Raw genomic sequence first — 11,899 nt, forward strand, 5'->3', positions numbered from 1 at the left:
GAAGCGCGCCGGCAGGAGCTGGAGAAGCTTCAGGAGCGCATTGCCGGCGAGATCAATGCCGCTCTGCTGGGCAAGAGCGTCGAGGTACTGGTGGAGGAGCGGCAGAAGGGCCGCTGGCGCGGCAGAACCAGGCAGAACAAGCTGGTCTTCTTTGAGAGCGAGGAGGAACTGGCCGGCGCGCTGGTGGACGTGCGCATCACCTGGGCCGGCCCTTGGTCCCTCATCGGCGAGCTGGAGCGGATAAAGGCTCGAACACCGTGAATGCCAGCGGTTGAACAGCGCCGGCCGTGCCGGCATATACCCGCATCTCCGCCGGCTCCATCAGCACCACCGCAACAGGGTGCTTCTCGGGGCCGGCTGTCGTTTCCTCTTCCGCCCATGCGCGCAGGAAATCCAGCCCTTTTTCCCAACCCATCCAGCCGCTGTTGGCCCGCAGTTTGGCCTGCGCGCGCTCCGCGCGTTCTTCGGCGGCGCTGAACAGTGCGGAGGGGAGGACGGGGAGTTGGACCGCGGCCAGGGTCGGGTGGCGGAAAAGGCCGGCGGCGAAAATGGTGTTGGCGTCCGATGCCAGCGGTTCCTGCATGCGGGCGGACCACTCGACGCCGGCGGCTGAAACCTCGCCGGCGAACACCACCTGCGCCCCGCCGCTGTGCGGCTGTCCCATGCTCCAGCGCAGTGCCTCCTGGCTGGCGGCGGCCTGTTCCAGCGCGCCGCGCAGGATAAGGGATGCCGGCAGGCCGGCCGGGGAACTGTCGCTGGTGCGCGCCGGCAGGGCCCAGCCGGCGACGTGCGCCTCATTCAGGCCGGCCACGCCCCCCAACCAGCCGGGCAGGCCCAGGGTCGCGTTCTCCAGCCCATCGTCCGGCCGGCGCACCACCCACACCAGGGAAGCACCTTCCGCCGGCCGCCAGCCGGCCCCCAACAGCGCCTGGCCGGAGACAACCGCCGGCCCCCAGGCGGCGAAGCCGGCCGTCCCCAAACTGCCGTCCGCCGGCGGGAACCAGGCCTCGAACAGCGCGTTGAGCAGGAGGATGTCCGCCGTACGGACTTCTGCGCCGGCCGCCAATCCCTCGGCCTCCGCCAGGAACAGCGGCGGAAGGGCCTGCCGCAGGCCGGCAGAGGCTTCGGCGCAGGGGTTCCCAGCAGGAAGAGCGCCGGCGGCGCAGAACGCATGCGCGGCGGCAATCGTCTCGCGGATTTCGGCCTGGAGCAGTCTTCCCAGGGCAAAGCCCATCTCCCAGCGGCTCCCGGCCACCTCTACGAGGGGGATGCCGGCGCTGGAGTTTTCCGCGGGGATGACGTATCGGGTGCCGTTGACACGGGCCGGCCAGGCGCGCGGCGGCGCGTTCCGCGGCCCGATGCCCAGCACAATCCACAGGACAGCCAGCGCCAGGAACGCCGGCCGGAGGAGCTCCCTGCGGCGCGAAGCGCTCATGCCCAAGGTCTATCTCCCCCGCTTTTTCCCGCCAGCGGGCTTGTGGCCGCGAAAGACCAGCTTCAGGGGAGTGCCCTCGAAGCCGTACTGCTCGCGCAGGCGGTTCTCGATGTAGCGCTCATACGAAAAGTGCACCAGGCCGGGGTCATTCACGAAGAAGACGAAGGTCGGTGGGGCCACGTCGGCCTGGGTGGCATAGTAGAACTTCAGGCGCCGGCCGGCTTTGCTGGGCGGGGCATGCCGGGCGATGGCCTCCCGCATGATATCATTCAGCAGGGAGGTCGGGATGCGCGCCAGACGCTGTTGATGCACCCGCAGGGCGGTCGGCAGGACAGTGGATACCCGCTTGCCGGTTTTCGCCGAGATGAAAAGCACCGGCACGTAGTCCAGGAAACGAAGCTGAGCACGCACCAGGGCGCGGTACTCGTCCATGGTGTATGTGTCCTTGGGTATGGCGTCCCACTTGTTGACCACGACCACCACGCTTTTCATCTCGTCCAGGATATAGCCGGCGATATGCGCGTCCTGGGCCGTGACTCCCTCGGTGGCGTCGATCAGCAGGAGCACCACATCGGCGCGCGAGATGGCCTTCAGGGCGCGCAGGACGCTGTACTTCTCAATGCCCTGCTCGATCTGGCCGCGGCGCCGGATGCCGGCGGTGTCGATCAGCACCACCGGCTGTCCCTCCCATTCCAGATAGGTGTCAATGGCGTCGCGGGTGGTGCCGGGTATCTCGCTGACGATGGCGCGTTCCTGTCCCAGGAGGGCGTTGAGCAGGGAAGATTTGCCCACGTTCGGCCGGCCGACGATGGCGATCTGCACCGCCTCCGGACGGGCCGGCGGCTCCTCCGGCGGCAGGAGTTCCACCACCTTGTCCAGCAGTTCCCCTACCCCAATGCCGTGCAGAGCGGATATGGGGATGGGGTCTCCCAGCCCCAGCGCATAGAACTCGTAGATGTCCGAAGCGCGCGCCTCATTATCGGCCTTGTTGATGGCCAGGAGGACGGGCTTGTTGGAGCGGCGCAGGACGTCGGCGACCTCGTGGTCGGCCGGCGTCAGCCCCTCGATGGCATCTGCCAGCATGATGACCACGTCCGCTTCCTGGATCGCCATTTCTGCCTGGGAGCGCATGGCCGGCACGAAGGGTTCGGAGGCGACCGCCAGCGGCGTGCGCTCCGGCTGAGGGGCCGGCCCTCCGCTGGTGAGCACTTCCAGGCCGCCGGTATCCACAACCACGAAACGCTCGCCGTTCCATTCGGTTTCCGCGTACAGGCGGTCGCGGGTGGTGCCGGGCTGGTCCTCGACGATGGCCAGACGCCGGCCCACCAATCGGTTGAACAAAGTGGATTTGCCCACATTCGGGCGCCCCACAATGGCGACGATGCGGGAACTCATGTTTTCCTCCACCTCTCCATCAGCGGATTCTCTCGTCCGGCACGGGATACAGCCGGATGGAGAAGCTGGTGGTGCTGGCCGGGCGCGGGGTGGGTGAGGGGGCGGCCGGCGTGGAAGTGGGTGCCGGTGTGCGCGTGCCGGGCGTGCCGGTGCCCGGCGGTCTGGCCGGCGTGGGCGTTGTGGTAGCGGTCGGGGTCGGGGTGGGCAGGGCGATGATTTCCACCTGCACCCGCTCCGGCACCACGCTTTGCACCCGGATACCCTCCGGCACGATGACTACCGGCGCGAGCTGGTGGACTCCCGGCCCCAGGTTGAACACGTCCACGATGACCTGCACATCCTCCGTGCGCAGGGCATCTAGCTTGGGCAGGGGGCCAGACAGGATGATATTCACCGTCTTAGGCGAGACCTGGGCCTGCATGGTGGCCGGCAGGCCCTGCACCTGCACCTTGCGCTCCACGGTCAGGCTGGATTCGATCGGGGTGATGCTGATGGTCACCTGCACGGTCTGGATGCCGAGGAGCGAGACGCCCTCCGGCAGGATGAGCGAGACGTGCTCTACCACGTCGGCGGTGGCTCCGTCAACCTGCACCGGCGCCGTCTCCAGATAACCGGGCAACTGCTCGATGGTCTGCGGATCGCCGATAATGGTCACAATGCTGGGGTCCACCGAGACGTTGCTGATGCGGTAGCCGGCCGCCGGCTGTCCTTCCCACACAACCCGCACTGGCAGGTTGCGGAAGCCCCTCTGCTGGACAATGGGCACTTTCACCAGCACGGTCGCCGGCTCCAGCGTCACATTCACCGCCTCTCCCTGCGCATCGCGCGCCCGCAGAGACACGCGGCGCTCCACAGCCTCCGTCGCCCCCCGCAGATACACCTCGGCAACCACCTCGCTGACCTGATTGACAAAGGTCTCCGGCCCGGAGACAGTAACTGTGTTGGGGTTGACGGTGATGTTTTCGCTCTTGACCTCATAGCCGAAAGGCGGGGAATCCATAACCACCACCCGCACGCTCCAGTTGGTCTGTTTGAGCCGATCCAGGCGCACGGAGATGGTGCTCGGCCGGCTTTCGATGATTTCCACCCGGCGATCCGAGCATTCCACATGTACCTCGAGCTGATTCATGCCGATCTGCGCATCGGCCAGATCCACCACGGCGCGAAAGCTCTCCCGGCGCAGGTCTCGCCAACTGCTCTGGGGCGCGCGGATTTCGACCTGCACCGTTTTGGGTACATCGCCGACGATGATGGTGCCGGCCGGCTGGTTGACCAGTTCCAGCGGAATGGTATCCCCCCATATCCCTCGCGTGATGGGGTTTTCCTCGTTCATGGCCACCACCCACACGATGATACCCAGCACCAGCGCGAGGATGATGGAACCCAGTTCGTTCAACAGGCGGCGCATGGGATGTCTCACAACTTCAGGATGATCGGCGCGATGATGACGATCCGCTGGAGAACCAGCGGGTGATGCCGGCCAGGGGCGATCGCCCAGCCGGCGATAAACGATAGAACGACCGCAGGACGTTGGCCAGCCGCTCGCGGCCCAGCCGGCGGATCATGCGGCCGTTCTGGGCCACGGAGATGATGCCGGTCTCCTCCGAAACCACGATGGCCAGGGCATCGGTCTGTTCGGTAATGCCGATGGCGGCGCGATGGCGCGTGCCCAGGTGGCTGTAGGCCGGCGCGTGTTCCGCCAGGGGCAGGACGACGCGCGCCGCCACAATGCGGCCGGCACGGATGATCACTGCCCCGTCATGCAGGGGGGTGCCGGGATAGAAGATGGTCTGGAGCAGTTCCGAGCTGACCGGCGCGTCGATGGGGGTGCCGGTTTCGACGTAATCCTGCAGGCCGGTCACCCGTTCCAGCACGATGAGGGCGCCGTGCCGGCGGTCGGCCATCAGCTCGCAGGCATCCACAATTTCCTCGATAATCATATTGACGGTCTCTGGGTTGCGCAGTAAATTGCGCAAGGAGCCGGTGCGGCCCAGACGCTCCAGCCCCCGCCGCAGTTCCGGCTGGAAAATCACCGGCAGGGCGACCAGCAGGGCGGCGAAGCTGTTGCGGATGAGCCAGGTGAAGGCACGCAGGCGCAGAAGACTGCTCAGCACGCTGATGATGAGGACGAGTAGTATCATGCCGCGCAAGAGCTGGATGGCCTGGGTGCCCTGGAACAACCGCAGGATCAGGTAGAACACCAGCGCCACCAGCAGGATGTCCACCACGCCGGCCAGCGTGATGTCCCGCAGTACGCTGAGCGGCTCAAAGATATTGGTCAGATCCATCTCCGCCCTTCACTATGCCTGTCCTGGTTCATCCGTCTCGGCCTGTGCTGACCGTGCGCTCAAGAGATAATCCAGCAGTCGCTGGTAGTCGCCGGCCTTGTCCGGTTCCAGCGCGGCCAGTTTGCGCACGGTGCGCACCGCATCATCGGTCATGCCGGCGTCCAACTGCAGTTCCCCCAATGTGTTCAGGACCTGAATGGCCTCCTCTGTGCGCCCCTGGGCAATGTACCAGTCCGCCATGCGCTCCTGCAGGGGAGCGATGGCCGGCCAGGCATCCACCAGAGAGCGCAGGGTCCGTTCTGCCTGTTCGTCCGCCCCTTCCTTGTGTAGACGCTCCAGCAGGTCGTCAAGTTCGCGCAGGCCGGCGTCAATTTCCTCCAACTTGAAGGCCAGGTCAATCCGGCCCAGGCATGTTTCGAGGTTCTGCGGCGCCGGCAGGGCGGACAGACGCCGGTATATCTCGCGCGCTCTGGTCCAGTCAAAGCTTTGGACGTACAGGTCGGCCAGGCGCGGCAGGAGCCGTGCCTCCCAGACAACGCACTCCGACGAGCGCGGCGTCAGCTTCAACGCTTCCTGATACGCCGTGATGCATTCGTCTATGGCCGCCAGGTGATAGTAGGCGTCGGCGAGCTGGATGTACTCCTCCAGCGCCTGGTCCACCTGCCCAAGTACCAGCAGTTCCTCGATGAGCTGTCTGCGTAAGACTGTGTCGAGTGGGGCGAACTGCAGTGCCAGGCGGTAGACCTGCACGGCCTGCGCGTTCTGCCGGCGCAGGCGGTAGGTCTGCGCCACCATAACGCACTTCTGCAGAGCGGCATCCATGCGGCCCTGCAGGGCGCTGATCTCCGCCAGCCGCAGGTGCAGGGGCAGATAGCCCGGCACCCGTGCCAGCGCCCGATAGCATTCCTCTTCCGCCGAGGCGAACCACCGCCGGCGCATGTACTCCTCGCTGAAGGCCAGGGCCTCCAGCGCGCTCTGGGCGTCCGGCGTGGCCAATGCTTCCGCCAGGGAGGTGACGAAGCCATGTGCGGCGAAGCGGTCCAGCCGGCGGCGCGCCTCGTGCACCTTCTGCTCCCAGCCGGGGGAGCCGAGGAAATCGACGATGGAAGAGATGAGCACCAACGCCCCTTCCGCTGAGCGCTCGCCGGCGTACTGCGCCTGCAGTGCTTCGTAACAGCCGGCCAGTTGGGCGTGCATTTCCTCAGCGCTCGCGCGCAGTTCCAGGAGCTTGAGCGCCTCCAGAAAATGGGTCAGCGCCTGCTGTGTCTGGCCGCGCGTTTGATAGCCCTGGCCCAGCGCAAAGTGGGCGCCGGCGGCGTAATCCGGGTCCGCCAAGGCGCGCTGAAAGTGGGGGACAGCCTGCTCCCAGCGGCCCAACTGCTGAAGAAGCACCGCCAGGTTGAAGTGCACCGCTGGCCAGTCCAGCCCCTGCCCGAGCGCCTGCTCAAAGAGGCCCACCGCCTGCTCCAGCGCGCCGCGCGATTGATAATCCATCGCCTGGGCAAGGAGGGGCAGGGCGCGGGTGGATGGGCCGGCGCTCTCTTCGACCGATTCGAAAATGGCCTCGGCTAGGGTTTCCAGCGCCCGCCGGCGGAGTGCCTCAGCGGGGTTGGCGCTCTCCGCTTCCTCCCCGGCTTTCTCCTCCTGAGGGGCTGTGGGGGCTTCCACGGTGGGGCGCACCGGGCCGGCGGCCGGCGGCGCCGCGCCCTGGCCGAGCGCCTCCAGCGCCTGCCGGGCGGCCGCGCTGCGCGGGTTAATATTGAGGGCCTGCTGGATGCATTCCAGGGCGCGCTCCCGTTCGTTCTGCCGCTGGAAGAGGTGCGCCAGCACCAGGTATGTCCGCACCGCCTCCTGGGTGCGGCCGGCCTGCAGATACGCGCCGGCGAGCCGCTCGTGGGCGGTGAGGTCCTCCGGCGCAAGCTTGGCGGCCTGCTCCAGGGTTTCCACCGCCCTGGCCCAGTTTTTCATTGCGGCAAAGACCTCGGCCGCCGCCAGATAGTGGCGGACAGCTCCGGCCGAATCGCCCATATCCGCCAGGATGGCGCCGGCGCGCAGATGGGGCAGGGGATCGTCCGGCCGCAGTTCGCACGCCCGCTGGTACGAGGCCAGGGCGCTGGCCGGCTCCCCGCTGGAAAGGTATGCCTGCGCCAGGTAGATGTGGACATCCGCATTGTCCGGGAACTCCTGGAGGGCGCGCTGATAGGCGGCAATGGCCTCCTTCCACCGGCCATCCCAGGCGAAATTATGTCCTTCGCGCAGGGCTTGTTCGAAGACCTTGCGTTTTCCGGCCACAGGCGGTCTCCTTCAGAAACGCGGGCGGGCGTGCCGGCGCCGTGCTTGCCGCGCGATCAAGCCAGGGGCACCCCGCCCAGCAGATGGGCCACCAGCGCTTTCTGCGCATGCAGGCGGTTCTCGGCCTGGTCGAAGACAGCGGAATGCGGTCCATCCATGACCTCATCGGTGATCTCCTGGCCGCGGTGCGCCGGCAGGCAGTGCATGACGATGACCTTCGGGTTCGCCAGCGCCACCAGGGCGGAGTTCACCTGATAGGGCGGGAATATCTTCTGGCGCTCCTCTGCCTCCGCCTCCTGCCCCATGCTGGTCCAGACGTCGGTATAAATCACCTGGGCGCCGCGCACCGCCTCTTTCGGGTCCTCAATGAGGGAGATGGAGGCGCCGGTACGGGCGGCGAGCTGGCGCGCTTTGGCGACGGTTTCGGACTTGGGCATGTAGCCGGCCGGCGCGCTGATGACGATGTCCATGCCGGTCTGGGCGCCGGCGAACATCAGGGATGTGGCCACATTGTTGCTCCCATCGCCGACAAAGACCAGGCGGATGCCGCGCAGGGTGCCGAACTTCTCGCGCACCGTGAAGACATCGGACAGGGCCTGACAGGGATGGTTGTAGTCCGAAAGGCCGTTGATGACCGGCACGGAGGACCACTTGGCCAGCTCCAGCACGTCATCATAGGCGAAGACGCGTGCCATAATGCCGTGCACATAGCGGGAGAGCACGCGCGCCACATCGGAGACCGCCTCGCGCTTGCCCAGTTGGATCTCGTTGGGGGAGAGGTACAGCGCCTGCCCGCCCAGGTGCAGCATGGCCATGTCGAAGGAGACGCGGGTGCGCAGGGATGGCTTCTGGAAGATCATGCCGAGGGTCTTGCCGGCCAGGATGGGCTTGTTGCCGCCGCTGAGATATTCCTTCTTCAGGCGTTCGGCCAGGTTCAGCAGGCCTTCGAACTCATCCACCGTCAGGTCAGCGATGCACAGAAAATGCTTCATGGCGCCCTCCATGGTATCATGTGAGATGAACAATATATTCTGATAGCATAAGTATACCCCGATATGTCTGCAGGGCAAACCCTACCGGCCGGCTCAACGCCTGGTATCTGCCTGCACCGGATTGCGCAGGATGCCAATGCCCTCGATCTCGACCTCCACCACATCGCCGGCCGCCAACGGGCCGATGCCGGCCGGCGTGCCGGTGTAGATGACATCCCCTGGCTCCAGCGTCATAATGTGGGAGATATAGCTCACCAGGAAGGGGATATCGAAGATCATATCCCGCGTGCGGCCGTTCTGGCGCACCTGGCCGTTGACGCGGCAGAGCACCCGCAGGTCTGCCGGCGAGATTCCCGTCTCGATCCACGGCCCCAGCGGCGCAAAAGTATCGAACCCCTTGCCGCGCGTCCACTGCCCATCGCGCCGCTGGAGGTCGCGGGCGGTGACGTCGTTGCCGCAGGTATAGCCGAGAATGTGCCGCAGTGCTTCCTGGCGTGGGATGTCCTTTCCCCGCCGGCCAATGACCACCACCAGTTCCGCCTCGTGGTCCACCTGCTGGCTTTCCGCCGGCAGGATGATCGGCTCCTCATGGCCGACGAGGGCGCTCGGCGGCTTCAGGAACAGCAGGGGCTCCGCCGGCACCTCGACCTGCTGTTCGGCGGCGTGGGCGGCATAATTGCGTCCCACCGCGATGATCTTGGTCGGCTCGCAGGGGGGAAGCAGTCGCAGTTCGTCCAGCCGGCCGATGGGCTCCGCCGGCTCGAGCGGCCCCGCGAACGGACTGCCGGCGCGCAGTCGGTGGACCATCTCCCCCTGCACGATGCCGTAGGTCGGTTGATGCTGGTAGATGCAGCGGACGATTCTCACGGTCATGCTCCTTGTGCTGATAAGATAATGGGGCGGTATGATGCCAGGTACCCGTTACCGTCATGCCCGCCGGCGCGCCCAGACCTGGTCATAATTGACCTCCCAGACGACCTCTTGAACTTCCTCCAATGGGAGGTCCTGCAGGACGCTGGCGACCCGCCGGCGGGGGAAGACCTTGCCCGGCAGGAAGCGTGCCTCCCAGCCGATGCGGTTGGTGAAGAGGAGCCAGCCGCCTGGTTTCAGCACGCGCGTCATTTCCGCCAGCGCGGCGCGGGGGTGCGGCATGAATTCCAGCGCCTCACAGCACGTCACCGCGTGGAAGGCGGCATCGGGAAAGGGGAGCCGGCAGGCGTCCCCCTGCACCAGATAGGCCCGGCCGGCGTGTTCCGCCAGGTTGCGGCGGGCCTGAGCCAGCATGCCGGCGGAAAGGTCCAGCCCCACGATCGTGCCGCGGAACGCCGGCTGGCGGAGCAGACTCATGGGCACGCGCCCGGTGCCGGTGGCCACATCCAGCACCATTGGTCGGGGGACATGTGCCAGTGCCGCCGCCAGCGGCCGGCCGAGGGTGGCGTCTTCCAGCTCGACGTCGTATGCCTTGATGCGGTCGTAGCGGCCGGCGGTCCAGTCGTACAATTTGGCGACGATGGAGCGGCCCAGGTAGGTGCCCTCCGCCAGGATGAACTGCCAGTAGACCAGCAGGATGAGGATCAGCAGGACAGCGAGCAGGATGCCGGCCATATGCTCCCTGGAAATGTCTGGACATGCGGGATACAGTCCCATTATAGCACAGAGGGATACGAGAGGGAGAGAAATGATCAGGCCATACGCGAAACCCCGCCGTGCCGTGTGCGGAAGAGGTTTGAACCTGCTCTCGCAGGTGGGTGCCTCCTGACAGCCAGCACGACTCCTTCACATGGAAGGGAAGTCGCAGCTTCTGCAGAGTCCGGCTCCCTCTTATTAAGTGTTGGCTCAAACCGCATTACCGCATCACGAGCACAGCAGGGCTCTCTTTCCTTATATACCACAAATTGGGCGGAATGACAAATTGGGCAAAAAGGCGTTGCGCGGGTGTGAGTTTGCCAAAATGGCGGGATTTGGTTATACTATGAAGTGTAAACGTGCCCCTGTAGCTCAGAGGATAGAGCAGCGGCCTCCGGAGCCGTGCGCGGGCGTTCGAGTCGCCCCAGGGGTACTGTTTTTATTTTGGGCGCCGGCATGTTCCCCCTCTTTCAGCTCATGCGTGGCTAATTGGCCTCTGAAGCCCGCCGGCCTCGCTTGACGTGCTTCGCCGGCAGTACTACAATAATGGCAGGTTGTCCCTTGCGCCGGCCATCTATCCCCCCATGCACTTCGGCAAGTGAACCGGCTCCAGTATGCACAGCAGAGGAGGTGTGCCATGTTGTGCACGTATGCGAAGCTGGATGAGAAGAAGCTGGCCGCGCTGCGCGAGTTGGAGACGCAGCACAACGTGCGGGTGGTGGCCCTGGCCTGCCATGATATTCGGCCGGCCCACCTGACCAAAGCGCAGGAGGAAGCGATCAAGAAAGCGGAGCAGGAACTGGGCGTCGTCCTGCTGGCCTATGAACAATAGCGCCGCGGAACAGGCCGCAAGCAACAGCAGGGGGCACACTGCGCCCCCTGCTGTCTCTGTCCGAAATATGACAATTTGTTCATCATGAATAAAATTTCATGGAATTCTATTGACTATCACGATAATCTATGATATGTTATAGCTGTGGTTAGCCTGGAACCCAGGCGGCCGGAAGAACAGGGAGGAGGTAGGGGCGGCCTCCTTCCTGTTCTCTTTTTATGCCTCTGAGCCGGCCGGCGCCTGAACCGCCGGCTCCAGGCGGAAGAAATCGGTCATCTTCACCGTGCCGCCCGGCTCCACGATGACGAAGCGCCGGCTGTCCCACCGCCCCTGCGCCAGGTCCTTGATCCATTCCGGTGAGCCCGGCACCTCCTCGAACCGCAGACGGTACCACTCGGCGACCTGTCGCGCCAGGTTCCGATAATACTCCACCTCGTAATTGCCGGTATTGATGAACGCCAGGCGCGTGTAATGTTCGAACGCCAGACGCGCCAGGCGCTCGCCCTTCTCCGGCCCGAATTTCTCCACCATGCGCTGATACTGCCCCAGCGGGCCATCCCCCTCGATCGTCAGCCAGCCCTTGGTCACGTAGTAGGTGCCGCGTTCTTGGCGCATTTGCTCCTCATAGCGCTCCAGGGAACCCAGGAAGAGCGCGATGCAGTCATGGGCGCGCGGGATCACCAGCCGGTGCTCGCCGGCGCGAATGCCGTCCAACCCGCCGCCGCACAGCCCATACCCCAGCACAATGGTATAGCCAGGGGGGACCTTATCAATCTCCTCCTGCAGGCGCTGACGCAGTTTTTCGGGGGAGTTATGCAGGCCGAACTCCAGCACCAGCGCCGGCGTCCCGGCCGGCACGTGCGACTGCATCTCCTCCCAGACAACGGTACAGGCGATGATGTACAATGGTTCCATGCAGGAACGCCTCCGCTGGTATGATGCTCCGCTGAAGATGAAGTGTACCCAATGTGCCCGTTTTGGCAAACCGTTCGGGAGTGTTTGCGCCGGCGGATCGGTGTCAGGATGACAGCCACTCCCA

The 11,899-nt window shown here is 65.4% G+C and carries 11 protein-coding genes, 1 tRNA gene and 1 other RNA gene; 3 read left to right on the top strand and 10 right to left on the bottom strand.

The genetic code is table 11. The features are described from left to right. Positions 1 to 261: TRAM domain-containing protein (locus tag H5T60_05995; protein ID MBC7241981.1), on the top strand; the 261-nt coding region annotated here is incomplete at its 5' end. Here the strand turns inward: H5T60_05995 and H5T60_06000 are convergent. The 9 genes from H5T60_06000 to ssrS form a co-directional block, all read right to left on the bottom strand. Continuing rightward, positions 221 to 1,435, bottom strand: coding sequence for a hypothetical protein (locus H5T60_06000; protein ID MBC7241982.1), 1,215 nt, complete (start codon positions 1,433 to 1,435; stop codon positions 221 to 223). The two genes, H5T60_05995 and H5T60_06000, sit on opposite strands and share 41 nt — an antisense overlap. A 9-nt stretch (positions 1,436 to 1,444) precedes the next feature. After that, complete coding sequence (der, locus tag H5T60_06005; GenBank protein MBC7241983.1) at positions 1,445 to 2,830, bottom strand: ribosome biogenesis GTPase Der; 1,386 nt, start codon at positions 2,828 to 2,830, stop codon at positions 1,445 to 1,447. A 19-nt stretch (positions 2,831 to 2,849) separates the two neighbouring features. Further along, positions 2,850 to 4,238, bottom strand: coding sequence for a hypothetical protein (locus tag H5T60_06010; protein ID MBC7241984.1), 1,389 nt, complete (start codon positions 4,236 to 4,238; stop codon positions 2,850 to 2,852). Positions 4,239 to 4,254: 16 nt separating this feature from the next. Next, on the bottom strand, positions 4,255 to 5,112 hold the full coding sequence (locus H5T60_06015; protein ID MBC7241985.1) for a TIGR00159 family protein: 858 nt from the start codon (positions 5,110 to 5,112) through the stop codon (positions 4,255 to 4,257). A gap of 18 nt (positions 5,113 to 5,130) precedes the next feature. Further along, positions 5,131 to 7,410: a tetratricopeptide repeat protein gene (locus H5T60_06020; protein ID MBC7241986.1), complete on the bottom strand. Its 2,280-nt coding sequence runs from the start codon at positions 7,408 to 7,410 to the stop codon at positions 5,131 to 5,133. A 56-nt stretch (positions 7,411 to 7,466) separates the two neighbouring features. Beyond that, a complete protein-coding gene (argF, locus tag H5T60_06025; protein MBC7241987.1) occupies positions 7,467 to 8,414 on the bottom strand; it encodes an ornithine carbamoyltransferase in 948 nt (315 codons plus the stop codon). An 81-nt stretch (positions 8,415 to 8,495) separates the two neighbouring features. Next, positions 8,496 to 9,275, bottom strand: a complete 780-nt coding sequence (locus H5T60_06030) for a fumarylacetoacetate hydrolase family protein (GenBank protein MBC7241988.1) — start codon at positions 9,273 to 9,275, stop codon at positions 8,496 to 8,498. Between the two features lie 54 nt (positions 9,276 to 9,329). Beyond that, positions 9,330 to 10,049, bottom strand: a complete 720-nt coding sequence (locus H5T60_06035) for a class I SAM-dependent methyltransferase (GenBank protein MBC7241989.1) — start codon at positions 10,047 to 10,049, stop codon at positions 9,330 to 9,332. Between the two features lie 47 nt (positions 10,050 to 10,096). Next, positions 10,097 to 10,277, bottom strand: a non-coding RNA gene (gene ssrS / locus H5T60_06040) — 6S RNA. A gap of 112 nt (positions 10,278 to 10,389) precedes the next feature. Between ssrS and H5T60_06045 the strand changes: the two genes are divergently transcribed. Further along, positions 10,390 to 10,461: transfer RNA gene (locus H5T60_06045), tRNA-Arg, on the top strand. Between the two features lie 204 nt (positions 10,462 to 10,665). After that, positions 10,666 to 10,860, top strand: a complete 195-nt coding sequence (locus H5T60_06050; protein ID MBC7241990.1) for a hypothetical protein — start codon at positions 10,666 to 10,668, stop codon at positions 10,858 to 10,860. A 216-nt stretch (positions 10,861 to 11,076) separates the two neighbouring features. Here the strand turns inward: H5T60_06050 and H5T60_06055 are convergent, their stop codons facing one another. Further along, the gene (locus H5T60_06055; GenBank protein ID MBC7241991.1) at positions 11,077 to 11,775 is read right to left on the bottom strand and encodes a DUF1638 domain-containing protein; all 699 of its coding nucleotides are present in this window, start codon (positions 11,773 to 11,775) and stop codon (positions 11,077 to 11,079) included. Between the last annotated feature and the right edge of the window lie 124 nt (positions 11,776 to 11,899).

It is taken from the genome of Anaerolineae bacterium, assembly GCA_014360855.1.
GTDB lineage: Bacteria > Chloroflexota > Anaerolineae > JACIWP01 > JACIWP01 > JACIWP01.

Excerpts from the sequence above, each read along its gene's own strand:
- H5T60_06030 (MBC7241988.1), bottom strand. The coding sequence starts at position 9,275 with ATGACCGTGAGAATCGTCCGCTGCATCTACCAGCATCAACCGACCTAC.
- H5T60_06010 (MBC7241984.1), bottom strand. The coding sequence starts at position 4,238 with ATGCGCCGCCTGTTGAACGAACTGGGTTCCATCATCCTCGCGCTGGTG.
- H5T60_06055 (MBC7241991.1), bottom strand. The coding sequence starts at position 11,775 with ATGGAACCATTGTACATCATCGCCTGTACCGTTGTCTGGGAGGAGATG.
- argF (MBC7241987.1), bottom strand. The coding sequence starts at position 8,414 with ATGGAGGGCGCCATGAAGCATTTTCTGTGCATCGCTGACCTGACGGTG.
- H5T60_06050 (MBC7241990.1), top strand. The coding sequence starts at position 10,666 with ATGTTGTGCACGTATGCGAAGCTGGATGAGAAGAAGCTGGCCGCGCTG.
- der (MBC7241983.1), bottom strand. The coding sequence starts at position 2,830 with ATGAGTTCCCGCATCGTCGCCATTGTGGGGCGCCCGAATGTGGGCAAA.
- H5T60_06035 (MBC7241989.1), bottom strand. The coding sequence starts at position 10,049 with ATGGGACTGTATCCCGCATGTCCAGACATTTCCAGGGAGCATATGGCC.
- H5T60_06000 (MBC7241982.1), bottom strand. The coding sequence starts at position 1,435 with ATGAGCGCTTCGCGCCGCAGGGAGCTCCTCCGGCCGGCGTTCCTGGCG.